Genomic DNA, 21,778 nt, shown 5'->3' with positions numbered 1-21,778 from the left:
TTATTTTATAAACGCGGTGGCACCGGTGCAACTGGAGCCGTTTCCGGCAGTGCAGCAGTAACAATGCTGGGAGAGAAAAAGCTCGGCACCGCTTTTTGCCGCTTGTTCCAGGTCGTCGATTTTGAGCATCGCCCCCGAGTGATCAATGATGGGGAGGCCCAGCCCCTGGTTAAAATCGCAGTTGTAGATAAACCCTTTCCAGTCGACGCTCACCATGGTTCGGCACATGATATTCTTTGCCGCGTCGGGGTTGAAGCTGGTGGCAAGCAGGTTCAGGTAGCGGGCTAACGCCCCCTTTGCCTCCAGGTATTCCCTGAAGCGGCCGATGGGCGCGTTGGTGATGGTGTAGAGGTTGTTGAAGGTAATGCCATGCCGTTCGAAAAGCTCCATCTTGTAGGCCGCTTCCAGATCTTTCTGTGAACCCGGGATACATGCGTCTCCCGGATTGTAGACCAGGTTCAGCTCATGGCGGCAGCCATAGCCGATCTCGTTCAACCGCTTCAGGGCGGCTATGGATTTGGCATGGGTCCCACGGCCCCGCTGTTTGTCCACATTTTCCTCCAGGTAACAGGGGAGGGACGCCGTAACGACGACGTCGTGCCTGCTGTAGAACGCGGGCAGCCATTCCATACCCGGTTCTTCCAGAATGGTCAGATTGCTGCGCACGATGCGCCGGGGCGAAATATCGGCTGTTGCCTCAATCAGATAGCGGAAATGGGGGTTCATCTCCGGACATCCCCCGGTGGCATCGAGATTAATGCCTGGTAGACGGGAGAGGATGCCGATTGCCTTGTCCATGACCTCTTTATCCATGATCCGTCTGCCGTGCGGAGATGCTCCCATATGACAATGGCTGCAGGACATGTTGCAGAGATTGCCCAGGTTAAGCTGCAGGGTTTTCAGGGAATCGAAGGTGATAAAAACAGGATCGAGGCGTTGCAGGCGTTCTTTGAAAGCAGCTACCATCAATGCTCCAGTGTTGCGCGTAGTGGGGAGGGAATCCCTGAAAGAGGGTTAATAATACCATAACTCCCTGCAGATTCAAGGCTGGCGCTGTTCAAAAAGCAGCTGTTCAAGAGCGGGCAGCTGTTCAGAAAGGTGTATGGAGTACTAAACCCCTGAAACATATAAACTTTGGCTTTTTGAACACGGAAAGGATGTGCAATACCTGAACATGGATTCGTGGCGAGGAAGAAAGCCATAATCGTTGGTGCAGGGAAAATTTGTCTGAAATTACAATTGATTAGGGATATATTCCATTTGGCATCGGGGTGGTACGGAGGTTGTAATAACAAAGACAAATACATTTAAGGAGGCCACGCCATGTTAGACATCATCACTATCAAATCGGGAACTATGAAGACCATGGCAGCCGTTCTTTTTGCTTTCGCCGCCATGGGCAATCCGGGTGCCGCGTCTGGAGCCATCCGCGAGACCTGTACTTTCGTCAAGCAGCTTGAGGACCCGGTCGAAAGCCGCAACTTCCGCATGCAGGTAAACGCCGCCGTGCAGGCATCAACCTCCCGCTATGGTGAATTTCAAGCGGATACCCCAGTGACTATCGTCAAGGACGGAGAGACCTTCGAGGTGGATTCCTTCTCCTACAACTGCATGAGCTGCCATGACGGTACGACCTCCCCCGCCCATGACATCAGCTTCAAAAAGGCAGCAGACTCCGGCATGTTCTCGGGCAGCCTGACCAGCCATCCCATCGGCACCCACTACGGCAGCGCAAGCTATGTCAACAGTGAGCTCCGCCGGCTGGAACAGCTCGACCCGAACATGATCCTGATTGATGGCAGGGTCGGCTGCCTGACCTGCCACAATCCCTTCAACAAAAAGGTACCCCACCTGGTGGTGAGCAATGAAGGGAGCAATCTCTGCCTGACCTGCCACATCAAGTAAGGGAAAACGGACACGGGACAGGAACAGGGGAGGGTGCAGCCATGGGATCACGATACGCAGGGCCGGAGGAAAGAGCAGGGGACGGCACATTCCGGGTTATGGAAGTGGTGATGTTGAAAAAGAGTGGCTTGGGGACAATGAAGCCAACCAGTCAGCTTCTTACCGTGGATAACACGTGGGAAACCTTGCGGTACGTCCAGGAAAACATGGATGAAATCATTGCTACGATGGTCAAGGTGAAAAGAATGGAAACGATCAGCCGCAGAAAAATCGATGAGAATGCCAGGCTTTTCGAGAAAAACCTGGAACCGCTGTTTTCGCTGATTTCCGCAACGAGCAAGGAGAACCTCATGGACAAACTGTCCAGTTCCCTGAAGAAGGCGTTGCTCATCATGGCCCTGGACAGGTATCATTGCGACAGGGAGACCATCTGCCGCGCCCTGGGCATTACTCCCGAGAAACTGGACAAGGAGATGAAGGCGTTCGGGTTATAGTCGGATTCGGCAGGGGAAGGAAGCGGCAGAATGACAGGAGGGAAGAGGATCGACTGGGAGGCGGAACGTGGTTTGTTCCGCCTCTCTGTTTTTATTCAGGGGCAATGGTTCCGCGTACGGCGGAAAAGCAGGGTGCCGCTGATCAATGCCAGAATGATGGGCAGTGCAGCGACATGTTCGACGAAGAAGACGACCGGGGTCAGGGCGAGTCGGCAAAGGACACGTGCTGCAGAATGTTCGGCGATGAATGCCGCCAGCGGAGGGCTGATCCGGTAGTAGAAGGAGACGAAGGCCCGCCCCGGTGCGTTTTTCAGCAGGTAATGATCCCGAAACTGGCGCAGCAGCGCGACCTTGGGATGGAGATAACTGCCGTAGGCGGCGGTGGCGATGAAGCAGCCGCTTTTGCCACTGCTAGCGGAACTACTAGTGCCCGATGCCGTACCACCTCCACCACCACTGCTCACCAGTGTCACCGGACCAGTGTATGGGTTGATCGCGTCCGCAAGTGTCGCAACCGGTTGGGTTGGGTCGGTAGGAGCCGTTGTCAGGCCGGTGACGTTGTTGCTGGCGAGGAGATAAATGGTGGATCCAGTAGAAATCGACGGAATATTGATGCTGCCGGAGTAGTCGTACTCTGTTGCTGCGCCTGTAGACGCCTGCACAAATCCGATAATGGCGTACGGAGCTGGCTTACTGGTGTAGCTGATGAGCAAGGAGAGCGTAGAAGAGGGTAGAATCTTCAGGTAATTGAAAGAGTAGCTGGGCAGAGCCGACAGCGTGGTTGTTGTGGACAGATCGAAACTTTCGGTTGCAGAAAAGGTATTGGCTTGGGAGAAAATTAGTAGGGGGATGAGGCTGATCTCGTTCTGGTGGCTTGCCCAGTTCTGAAGGAATAGTCGCTTGTTGAATCCTAGAAAGGCGGCGGAGAGGCTGCTACCATTAGCTTTAAGGACTTCATCAATGACGGGCAGCATGGGAATATCTGCTCCATTACCGGACCTTTTGGTTGCAAGGTTCTGCCATATCTGGCGGATCACGGAATAGGGCGGCGCCGGATTGGTTTCCGCTAGATAACGGTTGAATACCCAGCGACCGTAGCCACCATCTTTAGAAACCTCGGCCGGGGTATCCAATGGCGTAGATGGATAAAGCATGTAGTCCAGCAGGTACTTGTAGAGCTGATTCACCGAGTCATAGACCTCGTCTTCTATCCAAGTGGCTGTTGCTTCTGCGTACCACATTTCAAAGAAGTAGTTATAACCGAATTGAATGGCGTGGTGGAATTCATGTGCGGCAGTGATTTCCATGGCCTTCCACGGGGCATAGGGGGTGATCTCCTTGCCGAATTCTGTGGCCGAAAAGTCGTTGTCGATGATGATATAACTGGTGAAAGAGACGGCAGTCACCTGTGTGTCATTGTCTGTTACGCCGAATATACCGGCGTAATTGTTGGCTGGGCTGGGGCCTACATTCTGCAGATAGATGTCATAGGGTTGGTTGTTCAGTGTCGGAGGTGCCTGAAAACCCATAACGTTTACTTCGCGATTATAGACTGCCTCGAAAACGTTGGCCACCTTCTCGATCCAGTCAGGAATGCCGTTACCATCGGCGTCAGTAAGGGGAGGAGCATCGGCACCACTTTTGGCGTAGTGGATGTGAAAATGCCCGCCATTGGAAAGCACAATGGCCTCATCGGATAGAGCGGGCCTTGCCGGCAGTACTTTCGCAAGGATGTTCTTCGTCTTCGGTTCAAGCTTATTCCAGTCCCGTTTCAGGTCGTGATAGAGCCAGGTGCGGCAGCGTTCAGGTTCTGCGGATGTTTGACTGGTGACGCCGGTTAAGGAGAGAGGCGATGAGGGCAGGAGATTGAATTTCGAAAGATAAAAATCATCGAGGGGGTGGGCAGACGCAAAGGGTGGAATTGCAATGCTTGCGAAGATGATGGTACAAAACAGCAGTCTCAATTTCATCAATCGACCATCCTTTTCCCGCCTCGAATGGCGGCCAGGGTGTTTTTACCCTTATCGATCCTGATTTTTTTCGTGAAGGGTGAGAACTTCACCTCATACTGTCCGGCAGGGAGCGCCAGGAAGAGATAGCCGGCTTCATCGGTGCGGGCCATGAGCTTTAGTCCAGTGCCGGTGATTTCAATGGGGGCACCGGCAATGGGCTGATATCCTCCCTTTGCCTCCAGTTTGCCGCCGGACTGCTGCACGTAGCAGAGCAGGGCAAGTCCGCCGCTGCCGGCGGATAGTTTTGCCGGTTTCGCCGGCGCTTCATCGCTGGTTATGGAGGGGAGTAAACCGTCCTGTGCAGCTATGGCTGTGATGCCGGGGCTGGTTCCTTCCCGGAAGGAGCTGCCGGAGAAATGAAAGACGCCCGGGGATTGGGCAAAGGCCAGGCCGGCAATGGCCAGCAGTAAAATGATCGGGGCAAAGAGCTTCCTCATTGTAACCTCCGTTGTAGCGCATGAACAAAGCCTCTCCACGATATTTCAGACGGTCGCAAAAAGCAATGGCTAAAAATCGGTGGTGACTCGTCCGGCGAGATGTGGCGATCCAAGTATTCTTGTTATCTCTTTCATTGCATATCGGTTTCCAGGCCCTGTTGCTTGATGCATCTTTAATAGCGGGTGCGGATGGTCAGTGGAACTTTGTCGGACAAAAACAAAAGAGCCCCTCCTCCGGCGGGAGAGGGGGCTCTTTTGGGTGCAGGGGGGGGTATTGGGAATCAGAGGCTGTCTATCTGCCGTTCGGCCTTGAAGTGCAGCTTGTTCAGAGCATCGATATAGGCCTTGGCCGATGCCTCGATGATGTCGGTGGATGAGCCTTTGCCGATGACGGTGCGCGAACCTTCGGCGAGGCGGACGTTTACTTCCCCCTGGGCATCGGTGCCGCCGGTGATGGACCCGACGTTGTACTGCTGCAGCTTGGCCTTGGTTTTGGTCAGCTTCTTGATCGCCTTGAGCGTTGCATCGACCGGCCCGTCTCCCAGTTCGGCGGTGCGGACCGGGTTCCCCTCGATCTCCATCTGGACGGTGGCGGTGGCCACGGCAAAGGAGCCGCAGGTGACTGTGATGTGGCTCAATTTGTACATCTTCTCTGCGCGCATGATTTCATCGGCAACGAGGGCATCCAGGTCTTCGTCGAAGACCTCCTTTTTCAGGTCGGCCAGGGCCTTGAAGCGTTCGAAAGCCTGGTTCAGTTTCCCGTCATCCAGGTCGTAGCCCAGCTCCAGCAGGCGTTTCTTGAAAGCATGCCTACCTGAGTGCTTGCCGAGCACGAGGGCGTTTGACTTGAGACCGACCGATTCGGGGGTCATGATCTCATAGGTAGTCTTCTCCATGAGTACGCCGTGCTGATGGATGCCGGCTTCATGGGCGAAGGCGTTGGCGCCGACGATGGCCTTGTTGGGCTGGACGACGATGCCGGTGACGGTGGTGAGCAGGCGACTCGCCGGAGTGAGGTGCTCGCTGGCGACGTTGGTCCGAAAAGGAAGAATGTCCGGGCGGGTCTTGATGGCCATGACGAATTCTTCCAGAGAGCAGTTGCCGGCGCGCTCGCCGATGCCGTTGATGGTGCATTCCACCTGGCCTGCTCCCGCCTGGGCGGCGGCGATGGAGTTGGCGACGGAGAGCCCCAGGTCGTTATGGCAGTGGACGGAAATGACAGCATTCTCTATGTTGGGTACGTTGTCCTTCAGGTATTTGATGATGTTGAAGTATTCGAAGGGGATGGTGTAGCCTACCGTGTCGGGAATATTGACGACGGTGGCCCCGGCATCGATGACGGCACCGACCACCTCGGCAAGGAACTTGATCTCTGTACGCACCGCATCTTCGCAGGAGAATTCCACGTTGGGGGTGTAGGACTTCGCTCTTTTGACCGCCTTCACGGCCGAATCGAGAACCTCCTTCGGCGACATCTTCAGTTTGTATTTCATGTGAATATCGGAGGTGGCGATAAAGGTATGGATACGACCCTTTTCACCCGCATACTGCAGGGCTTCCCAGGCACGGTCGATATCCATGAAGCTTGAGCGGCACAGACCGGCTATTTCCGGCCCTTTGACTGTCTGGGCGATTTTCTTCACCGCTTCGAAATCCCCCTCGGAGGCGATGGGGAAACCCGCCTCGATCACATCTACCTTCAGTTTGATCAGCTGGCTGGCGATGCGCAGCTTTTCGCTGATGGTCATGCTGGCGCCGGGGGACTGTTCGCCGTCCCTCAGGGTAGTATCGAATATCTTGATGGTTTTGTGTTCGGATTTTTTTGCCATGGGTTTCCCCTCCTTTTATTTTGGCGATCCTATTATTCCACAGGATTTCCTAAATGCGAGCAACTGAAACAAAAAAACCTCCGCCCCGACAAGGGGCGAAGGTTTTAACTCCGCGGTACCACCCTCATTCGTCCCCAATCGGTTGTACCGACTGAGGGACCTTATTCAGCCCTTGACGCGGGCGACGTCTCCAATTACACAGGAATCGGGAGTGATTCCTTTTCACGGGAGAGGCTCAAAGGCGAGTTCACCGCTGCCACCTGCTGACTTGCACCGACCGTCAGCTCTCTCTGAGGTGACTGAACGACTACTACTCCTCATCACAGCCTTTTTGAAAATGTATCCAGATAATAAGAAAATCCCTTCAAGTCTGTCAAGGGATTTCTCAATTAATTCCATAAGTTTTGCGATTATAAACTAAGTTTGATTTAAATAAATATAGATGGATTTCCTATCGGGCTCAGTTTCCCTTCTTCGGCCGCAATTCCGCATGCCCCTTGTGCATGGCCCGCTTGAGCCGGATTCTGCGCGGCAGCGTCAGCACATAGCCGAGCGGTCCCGAGAGCATATAGCCGCAGAAAATGACAAAGAGCATGATCACTGGCTCTGCAGCAATGACGATCAGCAGGATGACTGCCATGACCAGGAAGGCGAACGGCTGGCGTTTGATCAGTTCCGGGTCCTTGAAGGAATAGTAGCGGACGTTGGAAACCATGAGCAGGGCCAGAAAGTAGATCAGGAGGAGGATGGCCAGCTTTTTAAACGAACTGGGCCAGCCGAAATGGTAGAAAAGAAGTACGGTCGCAGAGACCATGCTGGCGGCCGCCGGTGTCGGCAGGCCGACGAATCGCTTGCTTTCCACCGTTTCCACCTGGACGTTGAATCGGGCCAGACGCAGGGCTGCGCAGGCAACGAAAAGGAATGCCGCCAGCCAGCCGATGCGGCCGAAGGGTTTCAGCGCCCAGGCGTACATGAGCAAACCTGGGGCGGCGCCGAAGGAAACGAGATCGGCCAGGGAGTCGAACTCAACGCCGAACTTGCTGGCTGTGCCGGTGAGCCGTGCCACTTTGCCGTCGAGCCCGTCGAAAATGGACGAGGCCAGGATCCAGAGGGCGGCGGTTTTATAGTCGTAATTGAGGGTGGAAACCATGCAGTAGAAGCCGGCAAAGAGACTGCCGGCGGTGAAGAGGTTAGGCAGGATGTAGATCCCTTTGCGCATCCCCCCTGCCACATCCAGCTTTTCGTTGCTCATGCCAATACCCCCAGAACGGTTTCGCCGGCTACGGTCTTATCTCCCATTTTTACCTGCAGTTCGGTTCCGGGGGGAAGATAGACGTCCAGCCGAGAGCCGAAGCGGATCAGTCCGTAGCGCTCGCCTCTCTTCAGTATTGTGCCGATGACGGGATAACAGACGATACGCCGGGCGATCAAGCCGGCAACCTGGACGACGACTAGCTGGGCGCCGCCGGCCGTCTCCAGAACCAACCCTTGCTGCTCATTTTCAAAAGTAGCCCGCTCGTGGCGGACGTCAAGGAATTTCCCCGGCCGGTAAAACTGATCGACAACTTTGGCCGATATGGGGACGCGGTTGATGTGCACGTTGAAAACGGACATGAAGATGCTGATTTTCAGCATCTCCCGGTCGAGGTGCGGTTCCCGGGCGTTGCCCAGATAAATGACGACACCGTCGGCAGGAGCGACCACAGCCTTTTCATTTTCGGGAGTAATCCGTTTAGGGTTGCGGAAGAAGAAGGCGATGAAGAGGGTGACAACCAGGAAGAAAACGGCGACGGCTTTCCAGCCGACGAGGAATAAAACCGCTGTGATCAGAGCCGCTCCCGCAATGAAGGGGAGCCCTTCCATGGCGAAGGGAACATTTCTATTACGCATTACCTATCCTTGTACGAGCTTAACGTGAAAGAGGCCGGTCCGGGCAATCGACAATAGCGGGTGTCGATGCTCGAGTCCGGCCTCCGGTGCGACTAAAGAATGTATCAGTTCTTGCTCTTGTCAACGATCTTCTGGATCCAGGGCATCATGCTCCGGAGCTTCTCCCCGACCTGCTCGATCGGATGGGCAGCGTTGAGGCGACGACGGGCGGTCATTTCAGGATAGTTGGACATCCCTTCGAGGATGAACCGCTTGGCATATTCGCCGTTCTGGATATTTTTCAGGCATTCCTTCATGGCAGCGCGGCTTTGGTCGTTGATGACCCTCGGGCCGGTGACATATTCACCGTACTCGGCATTGTTGGAGATGGAGTAGTTCATGTTGGCGATGCCACCTTCGTGCATCAGGTCGACGATCAACTTCAACTCGTGCAAGCACTCGAAATATGCCATTTCAGGGGCGTAACCGGCCTCCACCAGGGTCTCGAAGCCGGCCTTCACCAGCTCAACGGCGCCGCCGCAAAGTACGGCCTGCTCGCCGAACAGGTCGGTCTCGGTTTCATCCTTGAAGGTGGTTTCGATGATGCCGGTGCGGCCGCCGCCGATGGCGCTGGCGTAGGAAAGGGCCACGTTGCGGGCCTTGCCCGAGGCGTCCTGAAACACCGCGATAAGGTCGGGAATTCCGCCCCCCTTGGCGAATTCCGAGCGGACCGTGTGTCCCGGTGCCTTGGGGGCTATCATGATGACGTCCAAGTCGGTGCGGGGTACGATCTGGTTATAATGGATGGCAAAGCCGTGGGCAAAGGCCAGGGTGGCGCCCTTCTTCAGCTTCGGTTCGATCTCGTCACGGTAGAGGCAGGACTGGAACTCGTCAGGGGTCAGGATCATCACCAGGTCTGCCGAGGCAACGGCGTCGGCAACGCTTGCCACCTTCAGGCCGGCATTCTGGGCCTTGACAACCGACGCCGAACCGGCACGCAGCGCAACGGTCACGTCAACGCCGGAATCCTTCAGGTTGCAGGCATGGGCGTGCCCCTGGGAACCATAACCCACGATGGTGACTTTCATCCCTTTGATGATCGCGAGATCGCAATCCTTGTCGTAATAAACGTTCATGTGCATCCTCCAGATTATTATTTGACTTTGTTTCTGCTGCTGGAGCGTGGATTTTTCTCAAGGTCAAGGCGGACTAGGAATCGCGCGGAGGTGTAGCAGCGCTACGCCGCACAAGGGATTCCGACGGCCAACGCCGACCTTGTGGAAAAGCCGCGCTCCTTTTTACCCTTTCCACCCTTTGGCGCCTCTTCCTATGGCCACCGCTCCCGTCCTGACCAGTTCCTTGAGCCCGAGGGGGCGGAGCAGCTCCAGAATGGCGTCGATCTTATGTGGTGCACCCGTTGCTTCGATTGTGTAAGACTTAGTGGTGACGTCGATGATCTTGGCCCGAAAAATATCCACTATCCGCAATACCTCGGCGCGGTTCCCGTCTTCAGCGGTCACCTTGATCAGCGCCATTTCACGGTCTATGGCATTCCCTTCGTTGAAATCGATGACCTTGATGACGTCAATCAGCTTGTTGAGCTGCTTGCAGATCTGCTCCAGGATCTGCTCGTCACCACGGGTGACGATGGTCATGCGGGACATTTTTTCGTCATTGGTGGGAGCGACCGAAAGGGAATCAATATTGAAGCCGCGGCCGGAGAAAAGACCGACAACACGGGAAAGCACGCCAAATTCGTTTTCCACCAGCACTGATATTGTGTGTTTCATGTATATCCCTCCGCTTACGTTCAGGGGCGACCATTTTGCCCATCATGGAGCAGTGACCCGTCCGATCAGGATGCCAGCACCATCTCCGTCAGGGATGCTCCGGCGGGAACCATGGGAAGGACCTTTTCTTCCCTGGCGACCTTGAACTCCATGATGACCGGCCCTGGAGCAGCGAATCCTTTTTTGATTACCTCTTCGACTTCTTCAGGCTTGGTTGCCCGGAAACCCTTGGCGCCAAAGGCGTCGGCCAGCTTGATAAAGTCGATGGGCAGCTCCATGCAGGTTTGTGAATAGCGTTTGTCGAAGAACAGTTCCTGCCACTGACGGACCATGCCGAGAAAGTTATTGTTCAAAATGCATATCTTGACGGGAAGGCGGTTCTGGACCAGGGTTGCCAGCTCCTGCATGTTCATCTGAAAGCCGCCGTCGCCGCAGACAACGATCACCTGCCGTTTGGGGAATGCTGCCTGGGCACCCATGGCAGCAGGGAGGCCGAAGCCCATGGTGCCGAGGCCACCTGAAGACAGCAGTGTTCTTGGCCGGCTGAACTTGAAGAACTGGGCCGTCCACATCTGGTGCTGCCCCACGTCTGTGGAGACGATGGCGTCCGGTTTGCTCAATTCCCGCAGTTTCTGGATGACCAGCTGGGGCTTTATTACGGAGGCGCTGCCCTTATAGGTCATGGGATGCTTGGCTTTCCATGCCTCTATTTCCTGTAACCAGGGTACAATCCCCTTGTGAAAGGCTGCAGCCTTTTCTGCCTGCCCGGAAAGGACCTTCAACATCTGTTTGAGCACGTCCTTGACGTCACCGACAATGGGCAGGTCGACTCGGACGTTTTTCTTGATGGAGGTCGGATCCACGTCGATATGAATGATCTGGGCGTGGGGCGCAAACGAGGCAATCTTGCCGGTAACGCGGTCATCGAAGCGGGCGCCGACGGCGATCAGCAGATCGCAATTGGAAACGGCCATATTGGCGTAGTAGGTGCCATGCATGCCGAGCAGTCCCAGAGAGAGGGGGTTTTCTTCGGGAAACGAGCCCAGACCCATCAGGGTGGTGGTGACGGGGGCATTGAGCAGCAGGGCAAGCTTGGTAAGTTCATCGGCGGCATTCCCCAGAATGACCCCGCCGCCAACGTAGATAACCGGCTTTTTTGCTTCCAGAAGCAGTGAAACTGCCTTCTCCACCTGCTTTGGGTGGCCGCCGACAGTGGGCTTGTAGCCGCGGATATCAACAGAATCCGGGTATTTAAATTCAGCGGTTGCTATCTGCACGTCCTTGGGCAGGTCGATGAGCACCGGCCCTGGACGTCCGGTCCTGGCTATGTAGAAGGCTTTTTTGACGATTGTAGCCAGGTCGTTCACATCCTTGACGAGAAAATTATGCTTTGTGCAGGGGCGAGTGATGCCGATGATATCCGCTTCCTGGAATGCATCATTGCCGATCAGCCCGGTTGGCACCTGGCCGGTAATGATGACCATGGGAATGGAGTCCATATAGGCAGTGGCGATGCCAGTGATGGTGTTGGTGGCGCCGGGGCCGGAGGTGGCAATGGCTACGCCGACCTTGCCCGTTGCCCGGGCATAGCCGTCGGCGGCATGGACACCGGCCTGCTCATGGCGGGGCAGGATATGGCGGATATCCTTGAAGGAAAAAATCTCGTCATAAAGATTGATGACCGTTCCGCCCGGATAGCCGAAGACAGTATCGACCCCTTCAAGCTTCAGACATTCGAGAAGAATTCTTGCCCCGTTCATTTTCATGATAAAATCTCCTGCCGCTGTAAGACCGGATATGCGGAATTACGAGCTCTATGCTGCATTGTGCCGAGTTATGGTTGCGGTTAATCTGCGGAGGTAACCGCGCCGGTATTGGCAGAGGTGACGACCTTGGCATAGCGGGCCAGCCAGCCGGTGCGGATTTTCGGTAGCGGGGCCTGCCAGGCACTGCGGCGCTTTGCCAGGGTCTCGTCATCGACCAGGAGCTGCAGGCGGCGATTGGGAATATCCAGCTCGATCCGGTCCCCTTCTTCCACCAGGGCGATGGGGCCCCCTTCTGCAGCTTCCGGGGAAATATGGCCGATACAGGGACCACGGGTGCCGCCGGAAAAGCGGCCGTCGGTAATGAGGGCGACGGAATCCCCCAGGCCCAGCCCCATGATGGCGGCGGTGGGGGCGAGCATCTCCCGCATCCCCGGTCCCCCCTTGGGGCCTTCATAGCGGATGACGACACAGTCGCCCGCCACTATCTTCCCTCCCATGATGGCGGCCATGGCCGCCTCCTCCGAGTCGAAACAGCGGGCGGTGCCGGTGAACTGCATCATTGCCGCCGAGACCCCCGACTGCTTGACCACCGCACCCTTGGGGGCGATGTTGCCGGAAAGGATAGCGATACCCCCTTCTTTCTTCACCGGATTGCTCAAAGGACGAATCACAGTTTCATCCACATTGGCAATGCTTGCTGCGAGCTGCTTGCTAGTCAGCCCCATCACTGTGGGATTATCCTTGATTTTCTCTCCCAGCTGCATGAGCACGCCGGCGACACCGCCAGCTGCATCCAGGTCTTCCATGAAATGCTCACCGGCAGGATTCATTGAGGCCAGTTGAGGCGTTTCCTTGGCGAGGAGATCGAAGGTCTCCAGGGGGAGCTCGACCCCTGCCTCGTGGGCAATAGCCAGAAGATGGAGTACCGTATTGGAAGATCCCCCAAGCGCCAGATCGACGCGGATGGCGTTTTCAAATGCCGCACGGGTGAGGATGCTGCGGGGGGTGATGTTATTTTTTACCAGATCGACGACACGCTCTCCCGAGGCGAAGGCGATGCGCCGTTTCAGTGCCGATACCGCCAGGGCGGTACCGCAGCGGGGAAGACTCATTCCCAGTGTCTCCGTGAGAATGGCCATGGTGTTGGCGGTGAAGAGCCCCTGGCAGGAGCCCATGCCGGGGCAGGCGTTGTCTTCGCAGACCTGCAACTCGTTAGCGTCGATAACGCCGGCTTTGTAACGGGCCATGGCTTCAAAGGTGTCTGTAACAAAGGAGTATTTGCGCCCCTTCTCGCCGCGGCCGCTCATCATGGGGCCGGCGGTAATGACGATACAGGGAATGTCCAGGCGCGCGGCAGCCATGAGCATGCCGGGGGTGATCTTATCGCAGTTGGTCAGAAGGACCAGCCCGTCGAGGCGGTGGGCCTCGGCCACCGATTCAACCATGTCGGCGATTAGTTCGCGGGTCGGCAGGCTGTAGTGCATCCCCTTGTGTCCCATGGAGATGCCATCGCAGACGCCCGGGATGCCGAAGAAAAAGGCATAACCACCGCCGCTGTGAATGCCCTTCTCGATGTATCGTTCAAGATCCCGCATGCCCACATGGCCCGGGATGAGATCGGTAAAACTGGTGGCAACACCGATGAACGGCTTCTCCATCTGGCTCTGGGGGACGCCGGTCCCCTTGAGCAGCGCCCGGTGCGGAGTTCTCTCCAGCCCCTTCTTGATCATATCGCTACGCATGGTAAACCCCTGACTGCACGAAAAGTGAATTTCGAAAATAATACATAATCCGGCAGCTGTCAACTCCAATAAAATAACGTTATAACGAGGTTTTAATGTAGAAAGAGGCCCATTTGCCCGATGGGGGCCATGAGACCGCTACCTCGGCAAAAAACCTGTGTAAATGGTCAGGGACGAGCCTGGAGCTTGGCCAGTTCAGCTTCGGAAGGCCTGATATAGGTGGGATTGAGTTCGGCAAGGGGGATTATTTTGCCTTTGGCGAACAGCTCTGCTGCCAGAAGTGCCCCGGCAGAGGCGCGTGGCTGGTTCACGTGCCAGGGGGCGAAGAGGGCATCTGCTCCCATGGCCGTGGTGATAAGGTTGCGGTATTTCTCTGCCCCTTCGCCGACGAACACGGCTGGGCCGGGTACTGTTTTCAGAAATTCGGCGGGAGGAAGGACACAATCGGCAGCCAGCTGCTCCGGCAAACTGCTGCAGCGATAGATACCGGCGTAGACTTCGTTTTTTCGGGCATCGAAAAGGGGACAGACCGGGAAGGAACTCCAGGGAATATTTCCTGCCAGCATGGCGAGCGAGGAAAAGCCGACCACCGGCTTGCCCGCAGCCATGGCCAATCCTTTCACAGTGGCCACTCCCACACGCACGCCGGTGAATGAGCCGGGTCCCAGCGCCACGGCAAAACCGTCGACGTCGCCGACCTCCATGCCCGCGTCTCTAAACAGGGTGTCGATGCAGGAAAGCAGGCGGTTGGTGAGGGTCCTGTCGAGTTGGAGCAGGTATTCTCCTGCGACGCGCCGATCCAGGGTCAGGGCAACGCTGCAGGTGCTGGTGGAGGTATCGATGGTGAGAAGCTTCACTGGGCTTTCCCGATGTTCTTCACTGATTTTGCGCCATGAAATACCGGGCAATGTCGTTATAGAAAGCCAGAACCATTAAGCCGATCAACAGGACCAGACCGACCTGCTGGGCAATCTCGCGCGCTTTGGCGCTGATCGGCTTTCTGAAGACGAGCTCCCAGAAGTAGAAAAAAAGGTGGCCGCCGTCCAAAATCGGGACGGGAAGCAGATTGAGAATCCCCAGGTTTATGGAAAGCAGTGCGACGAAGGCGAGAAAGCTTACACTTCCTTCAGCGGCCTGCTGACCGGCCATTTTGACGATCATGATTGGCCCGCCGATGGTTTCCAGGGGAATAGCCCGTTCCACCAGTTTGACCAGGGAGAGCACGGTTATTTCGATGACATTCCAGGTCTGGATACTTCCCTTGACGAACGCCTCCACGGGACCGAAATGGTCGATGACGATTTCCCCTGCGGAAACAATGCCCAGGACGGGGGTGGTAACCACGTCACCCAATAGATTCTTTGCCGTCCGTTTTTCGGGGGTTACCCGGAAGGTGAGAGTCTCTTTCCCTCTCTGCACCTGCAATTCCACCGGCTGTCCCTTACTTTCGACAATGGTGCCGGAAAGATCTTCCCAGCGGTTGACCAGCTTGCCGTTAATGGCTGTGACCAGATCTTTGGGCTGAATTCCGGCGCGGGCAGCGGGTTTGTCCTTGACGACCTCGCCGATACGGGTGGTTGCTGCCGGAACGCCGATCATGTAAACGACGATGAAGATCAGATAGGCAAAGAACAGATTGAACACCGGACCGGCGGCGACAATGACGATCCGCTGCAGAGGTGGCTTGCCGGCAAAGGACCGCGCCTTGTCCGTATCGGCAAGTTCGGCATCCTCCCCTTCGCCGACCATTTTCACATAGCCTCCCAGGGGGAATGCCGAAATGAGGTACTCTGTTTCGCCGACCTTCTTGCCGATCAGCTTAGGGCCGAAGCCGAGGGAAAATTTGTCGACCCCGACACCGAACCACTTGGCAAATATGAAATGCCCCAGTTCATGGATGAAGATGAGAGCCCCAAGGGCGATGATGGCGGATATCACGCTCTGCATGCGCTTCCCCTGTACGATAGCGGTGAGTGAAGTCTACTGCTTCCGGCCGGGCATTACTAAAAATGTTTAAGCAGTTCCGAGCACTTTTCGCGGCTCCATTGATCGATGTCGAGCACATCCTCGATGCTGTCGAGGGTGCGGGGATCGTGGAGATCCATGGCCTTTTCGATGGCCCGGGCAATATCGGTGAATTTGATTCTGCCTGATAGAAATGCTGCTACGGCCACTTCGTTGGCGGCATTCATGACGGTGGGCATGCTTTCGCCGTCCCCCATGGCCCGGTACGCCAGCTGCAGGGCAGGGAAACGGACGCTGTCGGGCTGGAAAAATGTGAGCCCGGAAAGCGAGGTAAGATCCAAGGGCTTGACGCCGGTCGGCACCCTGCCCGGATAGGTGAGGGCATAGGCAATCGGCGCTTTCATATCAGGCGTGCCCAACTGGGCCATGACACAACCGTCAGTATATTCTACCATGGAATGGATGATGCTCTGGGGGTGGATGTTGACCGCAATTTTTTCAGCGGGCATGTCGAACAGCCAGCGAGCCTCGATCACTTCCAGCCCCTTGTTCATCATGGAGGCGGAATCGATGGTGATTTTCTGCCCCATGCTCCAGTTGGGGTGGTTGAGAGCATCGGTTACCGTGACCTGCCCCAGTTTTTCTGCGGAAAGATTGAGGAATGGTCCGCCGGACGCGGTGAGGATAATCCGCCGTACATCTTCCTTGCGGTGTCCCTGGAGTGACTGAAAAACGGCGCTGTGCTCGCTGTCCACCGGGTAGAGCTTGACACCGCGTGCCTTGACCATGTCCATGATCAGGCGTCCCGCCGTGACGAGCGTTTCCTTGTTGGCAAGGGCGATGTCTTTCCCGGCTTCGATGGCCGCAGCAGTCGGCACGAGTCCGGCCGCCCCGACGATAGCGGCGACGACCATGTTGGTATCCGGTGCTGTTGCCGCTGCAATCATTCCTGCCACCCCGTGCATAATGGCGGTCCTGTTGTCAGGGAGCATTTCCTGGAGCTTCAGCGCCAGTGCCTCATTCTTTACGGCAACAAGCTGGGGGGAAAAGGCTGCGATCTGTTGCAGTAAAAGATCGAGGTTCTTTCCCGCGGTAAGTGCAACAACCCGGAACTTTTCGGGATGGGCGGCAACTATTTCCAGGGTGCTGACGCCGATTGAGCCGGTGGAGCCGAGGATGGTAAGATTCTTCATTGCACCTCACTTTGCAGTTTCAGATCACGGTCTGAAGATGAAATAGGCATAGTAAAACGCAGCCGGAGCGGCAAAGAGAATGCTGTCGAGGCGGTCGAGGATGCCGCCATGGCCGGGGATGATGGTCCCTGAGTCTTTAACGCCGCAGCTTCGCTTGAGCAGTGATTCGAACAGGTCTCCCAATTGGCCCAGGACACCGAGCAGGATCGCGGCAAGGATGCAGTGCAGGTATGTCAGCTGAGGAAAAACGGCCAGCTTGAAAATGACTGCTCCGGCAATGCTGCCGAGAATGCCGCCGATCGAGCCTTCGACGCTCTTCTTTGGGCTCACTTCCGGGTAGAGCCTTGTTCTGCCTAGGGCAGAGCCGCTGTAGTAGGCGGCGCTGTCACCACACATGACGATAACCAGCATGAGCAGTATCCACTCCCTGCCGAAAGAGAGGTTTCGTAGCAGGATGAGATGTCCGAGGAGTAGTGGCACGTAAACGAGTCCCATCATCAGCAGGGCAGATTCACGGGCGGCGTCACGGATGTCGTCGAACCGGAAGAGCATGTGCAGAGCGAAGGCAAGGACGAAGGCCGTGATGGCAGCGAGAATTATCAGGCGGTCGCCGGCCAGAAAGGAGAAGAGGACCACCGCGCCGGTGGCGGCCGCCACAAGCCAGTCGCTTTTCCTGCCCGGCAGGGCCATCTGGTAAAACTCCATCAGTCCGAGAAAAGAGATGACGATGATGAAGCAGGAGAAGGCGAAGGGAGTTCCCTTGACGATGAGCAGGATGAGCAGGGGTAAAAGAACGATTGCCGTAGCTAGCCGTTTGATAGATGACTCCTCTTCCGTACTGTGCCTCAGCCGGGAAGCATTCCTGCCCGGAGTTGATCGCTGGTCTTGCCGAACCTGCGTTCCCTCGACTGGTAATGGCGGAATGCCTTGTACAGTTCCTTTTTGTCGAAATCCGGCCAGTTGACCTCGCTGAAATAAAGCTCGGTGTAGGCCAGCTGCCAGAGGAGAAAATTGCTGATGCGCATTTCACCGCTTGTTCTGATGAGAAAATCGGGTTCCGGCATGGTTGCCGTATAGAGATACCTGGGGAAGGTCGTCTCGTCTATTTCGTCGGGGCTGATGGTGCCGGCAGCGACCTCTTGGGCAATCTTCCTGGCGGCGCCTGCTATTTCCTGGCGACCACCGTAGGAGAGGGCAAGGGTCAGCACCATTCCAGTGTTGCCTGCGGTTTGTTCTATTGCGGCGCCGATTTCCCCATCGATATCCGCCGGCAGTTCGGCACGGTTGCCGATCACATTGAAGCGGATGTTGTTGTTCATCATCCGGTCCAGTTCCGAGCGGACAAACTTCTTCAGCAGGGCCATGAGGGCTTTGACTTCCGTTTTCGGCCGCAGCCAGTTCTCGGCCGAGAAGGCGAAGAGGGTCAGGTAGCCGATCTCCAGCTTCGAGCATTCTTCCACAATGAGGCGGACCGTTTCCACCCCCTTTTGGTGTCCGACGATCCGTTTCAGCATCTGCTGCTTTGCCCAGCGTCCGTTGCCATCCATTATCACTGCCAGATGGCGGGGGAGGTTGCTCTTGTCCAGTCTATGCATACACCTTCCTGGGATATAAGAACCGTGTCCTTGAGAGGACGATCCTGTTACCGTGTCAGTACGCTGTTCGAGGCAGGTCTAGGAACAGCCGCAAATAAAAAATCCCCTGGAAGAGGGGGACATGCTGCCGGCACTAATCGGGTAAATATGCCGTATTCCGTCGAGGAGGCATTTAAACCTCCATGACCTCTTTTTCCTTATGGAGCAGTACTTCGTCGATGCGGGTAACATGGGCGTTGGTCACGTCCTGCACATCCTTTTCCGCCCGCTTCAGGTCGTCTTCGGAAATCTTCTTTTCCTTTTCCAGCTTCTTCAGGTCATCGATGGCGTCGCGGCGGATGTTTCTTACCGCCACTTTCGCATCTTCGGCGAATTTTTTCAGCTGCTTGACGATGTCTTTGCGCCGTTCCTCGGTGAGGGGGGGGAGGTTGAGACGGATCAATTTGCCGTCATTGGCCGGGGTGAGACCAAGGTTGGCATTCATGATGGCCTTCTCGATGGGGGCGATCATCTTTGCATCCCATGGCTGCAGGGTGATGGTGCGGGGTTCGGGGATGGCAAGTGTGGCAACCTGGTTGAGGGGAGAGGGTGTGCCGTAGAAATCGACCTTTATTTCGTCGAGGAGGCTGGTGCTGGCCCGGCCGGTACGGACCTTCTGGTATTCCTTGCGCAGGGCGTCAATGGTCTTGTCCATATGGCTGCTCATGCCGTTGATGACATCCTTGGTCATGCTATTCTCCTTTCACTATGGTGCCGATGGGCTCGCCGCATACGACTTTTTTCACGTTGCCGTCGGTGGTCACATCGAAGACGATGATCGGAAGGTTGTTGTCCATGCACAGGGAGGTGGCCGTTGCATCCATGACCTGCAGCCCCTTTTTCAGCACCTCAATGTAGGTGAGTTCGGTGAATTTCACCGCCTCGGCATCCTTCTTCGGATCGGCAGTATAGACCCCGTCAACCTTGGTCCCTTTCAGGATCACTTCGGCACCCACCTCCATGGCCCGGAGGCTGGCGGCAGTATCGGTGGTAAAATAGGGGTTGCCGGTGCCTGCGCCGAAGATTACGACGCGCCCTTTTTCCAGGTGCCTGATGGCCCGGCGGCGGATGTACGGTTCCGCCACTTCCTGCATGGCAATGGCGGACTGGACCCGGGTATCGACACCGACTTTCTCCAGTGCGTCCTGCATGGCCAGGGAGTTTATCATGGTGGCCAGCATCCCCATATAGTCGGCGCTGGCGCGATCCATCCCCTTGGAGGATGCTGCCAGTCCGCGGAAGATGTTGCCCCCGCCGATGACCAGTGAAAGCTGTACTCCGCAGGCAACGACCTCTTTTATCTCGTTGGCGATGGTCGTGATTGTTTTTGGTTCGATCCCGTAGCCCTGGTCACCGGCAAGCGCCTCTCCGGAAAGCTTCAGAAGGACCCTTTTGTATCTTAGTGTGCTCATATTTGCTTACCTTCGCATGGATCCAGTCTTGTATCTACCATACAAAAGAGGCCGACCACTCAGATGGCCGGCCTCTTTGTTGCCTGTCAGACGCCGGCAGCGGCAGCAACTTCTGCTGCAAAGTCGCTCTCTTTCTTTTCAAGCCCTTCGCCCAGATTGAACTTGGCAAAGCGCCTGATACTGATGTTCTCGCCGATGGTGGCGATGGTCTCGTTCAGGTAGGTCTGGACAGTCTTGTCCGGATCCTTGACGAACGCCTGCTCGAGAAGGCAGATGTCGCCATAGAATTTGTTGACCTGCCCTTCGATGATTTTCTCGACGATGTTGTCAGGTTTGCCGCTTTCCTTGGCCTTGGCCCGATAAATATCTTTTTCCCGCTCAAGCACTGCCGGATCTACTTCTTCGCGACGCACATAGAGCGGCGACGCAGCAGCGATATGCATGGCGATGTCCTTGACAAAGGTTTGGAAACCTTCGTTTTTGGCGACGAAGTCGGTCTCGCAGTTGACTTCGACGAGGACGCCGATCTTCCCGCCGGCATGGATATAAGAGCCGACCAATCCTTCGGTGGCGGCCCGCCCGGCCTTCTTGGAAGCGGCGGCCAATCCCTTCTTGCGCAGGTAATCAACAGCTTTCTCGTGATCTCCGCCGGTTTCCGTCAGTGCTTTCTTGCAATCCATCAGGCCTGCGCCTGTAGCTTTTCTCAGTTCATTAACTTGGCTAGCTGTGATGCTCACTGTATCCTCCACGGGCATTACTGGTAATGCGTTTGTTATTATTTATGCTTCGGCAACCGTTTCCCCGGCTGCTTCTTCAGCGGTGAATTCTGCTCCCTCGGTGTCCGTCTGGAGCTGGGTGTTGCGTGCCTGTGCCCCTTCGATCATGGCGTCGGCAACCTTGCTGGTGAGCAGACGGATGGCGCGGATGGCATCGTCATTACCCGGGATGACATAATCGATGTTGTCCGGATCGCAGTTGGTGTCAACGATGGCGACGACGGGAATGCCCAGTTTCTTTGCTTCGCTGACGGCGATTTCCTCGTTTTTCGGATCGATAACGAAAAGAAGACCCGGGAGCTTGTTCATGCCCTTGATGCCGCCGAGGGTCTTCTCCAGCTTGACCCGCTCCTTTTCCATCTGCAGTGCTTCCTTCTTGGTGTAGGCTTCGATGGTGCCGTCAGCGAACATGGCATCAATCCGCTTCAGTCTTTCGATGCTCTGTTTAACGGTGGCAAAGTTGGTCAGCATGCCCCCCAGCCAACGGTCATTGACAAAGAACATGCCGCAGCGCTGCGCCTCTTCGGCAACGGAGTCCTGAGCCTGTTTCTTGGTGCCGACGAAAAGTATCGTCTCCCCTGCCTGAGCCGCATCGACAACGAAATTGTAGGCACTCTTGAAGAGTCTGACCGTCTTCTGCAGGTCGATGATATAGATCCCGTTACGAGCGCCGAAGATGTACGGCTTCATCTTCGGGTTCCATCTTTTTGTTTGGTGACCGAAATGGACACCGGCTTCCAGCAGTTCCTTCATGGTGATGTTCGACATTTTTCTCTCCTTTGGTTTTCCCTCCGCCGCTCCAGACTTCCACCGGAATCCACTGGGGACACCACCGGTTATAAAGAGGGCGTGCGAATTTTAAAATAGCGAATTTGTATAGCATAATGCGATGGCGTTAGCAAGGTAATTTTAGCGTTCACGGGGCACGGGACGTTCGCTCTCCTTTACTTCACC

The 21,778-nt window shown here is 56.0% G+C and carries 21 protein-coding genes and 1 other annotated feature; of the genes, 2 read left to right on the top strand and 19 right to left on the bottom strand.

The annotated features are described in order from the left end of the window. The gene (gene arsS / locus ML541_RS03170; protein ID WP_243370728.1) at positions 1-966 is read right to left on the bottom strand and encodes an arsenosugar biosynthesis radical SAM (seleno)protein ArsS; all 966 of its coding nucleotides are present in this window, start codon (positions 964-966) and stop codon (positions 1-3) included. A gap of 357 nt (positions 967-1,323) precedes the next feature. Between arsS and ML541_RS03165 the strand changes: the two genes are divergently transcribed. Then, on the top strand, positions 1,324-1,905 hold the full coding sequence (locus tag ML541_RS03165; RefSeq protein WP_243370725.1) for a cytochrome c3 family protein: 582 nt from the start codon (positions 1,324-1,326) through the stop codon (positions 1,903-1,905). Between the two features lie 41 nt (positions 1,906-1,946). Continuing rightward, on the top strand, positions 1,947-2,399 hold the full coding sequence (locus tag ML541_RS03160; RefSeq protein ID WP_243370722.1) for a hypothetical protein: 453 nt from the start codon (positions 1,947-1,949) through the stop codon (positions 2,397-2,399). A 95-nt stretch (positions 2,400-2,494) separates the two neighbouring features. Here the strand turns inward: ML541_RS03160 and ML541_RS03155 are convergent, their stop codons facing one another. The 18 genes from ML541_RS03155 to rpsB all read right to left on the bottom strand — a co-directional run bounded on the left by ML541_RS03155 (position 2,495) and on the right by rpsB (position 21,592). Next, the gene (locus ML541_RS03155; RefSeq protein ID WP_243370718.1) at positions 2,495-4,369 is read right to left on the bottom strand and encodes an MXAN_6640 family putative metalloprotease; all 1,875 of its coding nucleotides are present in this window, start codon (positions 4,367-4,369) and stop codon (positions 2,495-2,497) included. Beyond that, positions 4,369-4,848 carry a carboxypeptidase-like regulatory domain-containing protein gene (locus ML541_RS03150; RefSeq protein WP_243370715.1) on the bottom strand — a complete coding sequence of 160 codons (480 nt, stop codon included), beginning with the start codon at positions 4,846-4,848 and terminating at the stop codon, positions 4,369-4,371. The genes ML541_RS03155 and ML541_RS03150 overlap by 1 nt, the downstream gene beginning before the upstream one ends. A gap of 281 nt (positions 4,849-5,129) precedes the next feature. Further along, the gene (locus tag ML541_RS03145; RefSeq protein WP_243370712.1) at positions 5,130-6,677 is read right to left on the bottom strand and encodes a 2-isopropylmalate synthase; all 1,548 of its coding nucleotides are present in this window, start codon (positions 6,675-6,677) and stop codon (positions 5,130-5,132) included. Positions 6,678-6,765: 88 nt separating this feature from the next. Further along, positions 6,766-7,010: a binding site (T-box leader), on the bottom strand. A 127-nt stretch (positions 7,011-7,137) separates the two neighbouring features. Continuing rightward, positions 7,138-7,929: a CDP-diacylglycerol--serine O-phosphatidyltransferase gene (pssA, locus tag ML541_RS03140; RefSeq protein WP_243370709.1), complete on the bottom strand. Its 792-nt coding sequence runs from the start codon at positions 7,927-7,929 to the stop codon at positions 7,138-7,140. Further along, positions 7,926-8,567, bottom strand: a complete 642-nt coding sequence (locus tag ML541_RS03135) for a phosphatidylserine decarboxylase family protein (RefSeq protein WP_243370706.1) — start codon at positions 8,565-8,567, stop codon at positions 7,926-7,928. Before ML541_RS03135 ends, pssA begins: the two co-directional genes overlap by 4 nt. A gap of 104 nt (positions 8,568-8,671) precedes the next feature. Then, positions 8,672-9,688 (bottom strand): ketol-acid reductoisomerase, encoded by a 1,017-nt coding sequence (gene ilvC / locus ML541_RS03130; protein WP_347710776.1) that lies wholly within the window; start codon positions 9,686-9,688, stop codon positions 8,672-8,674. Positions 9,689-9,844: 156 nt separating this feature from the next. Next, on the bottom strand, positions 9,845-10,336 hold the full coding sequence (gene ilvN / locus ML541_RS03125; RefSeq protein WP_243370701.1) for an acetolactate synthase small subunit: 492 nt from the start codon (positions 10,334-10,336) through the stop codon (positions 9,845-9,847). Between the two features lie 65 nt (positions 10,337-10,401). Continuing rightward, positions 10,402-12,102, bottom strand: a complete 1,701-nt coding sequence (ilvB, locus tag ML541_RS03120) for a biosynthetic-type acetolactate synthase large subunit (RefSeq protein WP_243370699.1) — start codon at positions 12,100-12,102, stop codon at positions 10,402-10,404. Positions 12,103-12,182: 80 nt separating this feature from the next. Then, positions 12,183-13,844 carry a dihydroxy-acid dehydratase gene (ilvD, locus tag ML541_RS03115; RefSeq protein WP_243370697.1) on the bottom strand — a complete coding sequence of 554 codons (1,662 nt, stop codon included), beginning with the start codon at positions 13,842-13,844 and terminating at the stop codon, positions 12,183-12,185. A 167-nt stretch (positions 13,845-14,011) separates the two neighbouring features. Next, positions 14,012-14,701, bottom strand: a complete 690-nt coding sequence (gene tsaB, locus ML541_RS03110) for a tRNA (adenosine(37)-N6)-threonylcarbamoyltransferase complex dimerization subunit type 1 TsaB (RefSeq protein WP_243370695.1) — start codon at positions 14,699-14,701, stop codon at positions 14,012-14,014. Between the two features lie 19 nt (positions 14,702-14,720). Next, on the bottom strand, positions 14,721-15,791 hold the full coding sequence (gene rseP / locus ML541_RS03105; protein WP_243370693.1) for an RIP metalloprotease RseP: 1,071 nt from the start codon (positions 15,789-15,791) through the stop codon (positions 14,721-14,723). A 56-nt stretch (positions 15,792-15,847) separates the two neighbouring features. After that, on the bottom strand, positions 15,848-17,002 hold the full coding sequence (dxr, locus tag ML541_RS03100) for a 1-deoxy-D-xylulose-5-phosphate reductoisomerase (RefSeq protein WP_243370690.1): 1,155 nt from the start codon (positions 17,000-17,002) through the stop codon (positions 15,848-15,850). A 24-nt stretch (positions 17,003-17,026) separates the two neighbouring features. Next, complete coding sequence (locus ML541_RS03095) at positions 17,027-17,821, bottom strand: phosphatidate cytidylyltransferase (protein WP_243371124.1); 795 nt, start codon at positions 17,819-17,821, stop codon at positions 17,027-17,029. A gap of 26 nt (positions 17,822-17,847) precedes the next feature. After that, positions 17,848-18,597 (bottom strand): isoprenyl transferase, encoded by a 750-nt coding sequence (locus ML541_RS03090; protein ID WP_243370688.1) that lies wholly within the window; start codon positions 18,595-18,597, stop codon positions 17,848-17,850. Positions 18,598-18,769: 172 nt separating this feature from the next. Continuing rightward, complete coding sequence (frr, locus tag ML541_RS03085; RefSeq protein ID WP_243370685.1) at positions 18,770-19,327, bottom strand: ribosome recycling factor; 558 nt, start codon at positions 19,325-19,327, stop codon at positions 18,770-18,772. Position 19,328: 1 nt separating this feature from the next. Further along, positions 19,329-20,048, bottom strand: coding sequence for a UMP kinase (gene pyrH / locus ML541_RS03080; protein WP_243370682.1), 720 nt, complete (start codon positions 20,046-20,048; stop codon positions 19,329-19,331). An 86-nt stretch (positions 20,049-20,134) separates the two neighbouring features. After that, positions 20,135-20,785 (bottom strand): translation elongation factor Ts, encoded by a 651-nt coding sequence (gene tsf, locus ML541_RS03075; RefSeq protein ID WP_243370679.1) that lies wholly within the window; start codon positions 20,783-20,785, stop codon positions 20,135-20,137. A gap of 42 nt (positions 20,786-20,827) precedes the next feature. After that, positions 20,828-21,592 carry a 30S ribosomal protein S2 gene (gene rpsB, locus ML541_RS03070; protein WP_243370676.1) on the bottom strand — a complete coding sequence of 255 codons (765 nt, stop codon included), beginning with the start codon at positions 21,590-21,592 and terminating at the stop codon, positions 20,828-20,830. Positions 21,593-21,778 lie beyond the last annotated feature (186 nt).

The sequence above is a fragment of the Geotalea sp. SG265 genome (assembly GCF_022808985.1).
In the GTDB taxonomy this organism is placed as follows: Bacteria; Desulfobacterota; Desulfuromonadia; order Geobacterales; family Geobacteraceae; genus Geotalea.
The sequence above is the reverse complement of the archived record's forward strand: the minus strand, read 5'-3'. Positions and strand labels throughout refer to the sequence as shown.

Excerpts from the sequence above, each read along its gene's own strand:
- ML541_RS03135 (WP_243370706.1), bottom strand. The coding sequence starts at position 8,567 with ATGCGTAATAGAAATGTTCCCTTCGCCATGGAAGGGCTCCCCTTCATT.
- ilvC (WP_347710776.1), bottom strand. The coding sequence starts at position 9,688 with ATGCACATGAACGTTTATTACGACAAGGATTGCGATCTCGCGATCATC.
- ML541_RS03155 (WP_243370718.1), bottom strand. The coding sequence starts at position 4,369 with ATGAAATTGAGACTGCTGTTTTGTACCATCATCTTCGCAAGCATTGCA.
- frr (WP_243370685.1), bottom strand. The coding sequence starts at position 19,327 with ATGACCAAGGATGTCATCAACGGCATGAGCAGCCATATGGACAAGACC.
- ML541_RS03160 (WP_243370722.1), top strand. The coding sequence starts at position 1,947 with ATGGGATCACGATACGCAGGGCCGGAGGAAAGAGCAGGGGACGGCACA.
- dxr (WP_243370690.1), bottom strand. The coding sequence starts at position 17,002 with ATGAAGAATCTTACCATCCTCGGCTCCACCGGCTCAATCGGCGTCAGC.
- rseP (WP_243370693.1), bottom strand. The coding sequence starts at position 15,791 with ATGCAGAGCGTGATATCCGCCATCATCGCCCTTGGGGCTCTCATCTTC.
- pssA (WP_243370709.1), bottom strand. The coding sequence starts at position 7,929 with ATGAGCAACGAAAAGCTGGATGTGGCAGGGGGGATGCGCAAAGGGATC.
- pyrH (WP_243370682.1), bottom strand. The coding sequence starts at position 20,048 with ATGAGCACACTAAGATACAAAAGGGTCCTTCTGAAGCTTTCCGGAGAG.
- rpsB (WP_243370676.1), bottom strand. The coding sequence starts at position 21,592 with ATGTCGAACATCACCATGAAGGAACTGCTGGAAGCCGGTGTCCATTTC.
- ilvN (WP_243370701.1), bottom strand. The coding sequence starts at position 10,336 with ATGAAACACACAATATCAGTGCTGGTGGAAAACGAATTTGGCGTGCTT.
- ML541_RS03090 (WP_243370688.1), bottom strand. The coding sequence starts at position 18,597 with ATGCATAGACTGGACAAGAGCAACCTCCCCCGCCATCTGGCAGTGATA.
- ML541_RS03150 (WP_243370715.1), bottom strand. The coding sequence starts at position 4,848 with ATGAGGAAGCTCTTTGCCCCGATCATTTTACTGCTGGCCATTGCCGGC.
- ilvB (WP_243370699.1), bottom strand. The coding sequence starts at position 12,102 with ATGAAAATGAACGGGGCAAGAATTCTTCTCGAATGTCTGAAGCTTGAA.
- ML541_RS03145 (WP_243370712.1), bottom strand. The coding sequence starts at position 6,677 with ATGGCAAAAAAATCCGAACACAAAACCATCAAGATATTCGATACTACC.
- arsS (WP_243370728.1), bottom strand. The coding sequence starts at position 966 with ATGGTAGCTGCTTTCAAAGAACGCCTGCAACGCCTCGATCCTGTTTTT.
- ilvD (WP_243370697.1), bottom strand. The coding sequence starts at position 13,844 with ATGCGTAGCGATATGATCAAGAAGGGGCTGGAGAGAACTCCGCACCGG.
- ML541_RS03165 (WP_243370725.1), top strand. The coding sequence starts at position 1,324 with ATGTTAGACATCATCACTATCAAATCGGGAACTATGAAGACCATGGCA.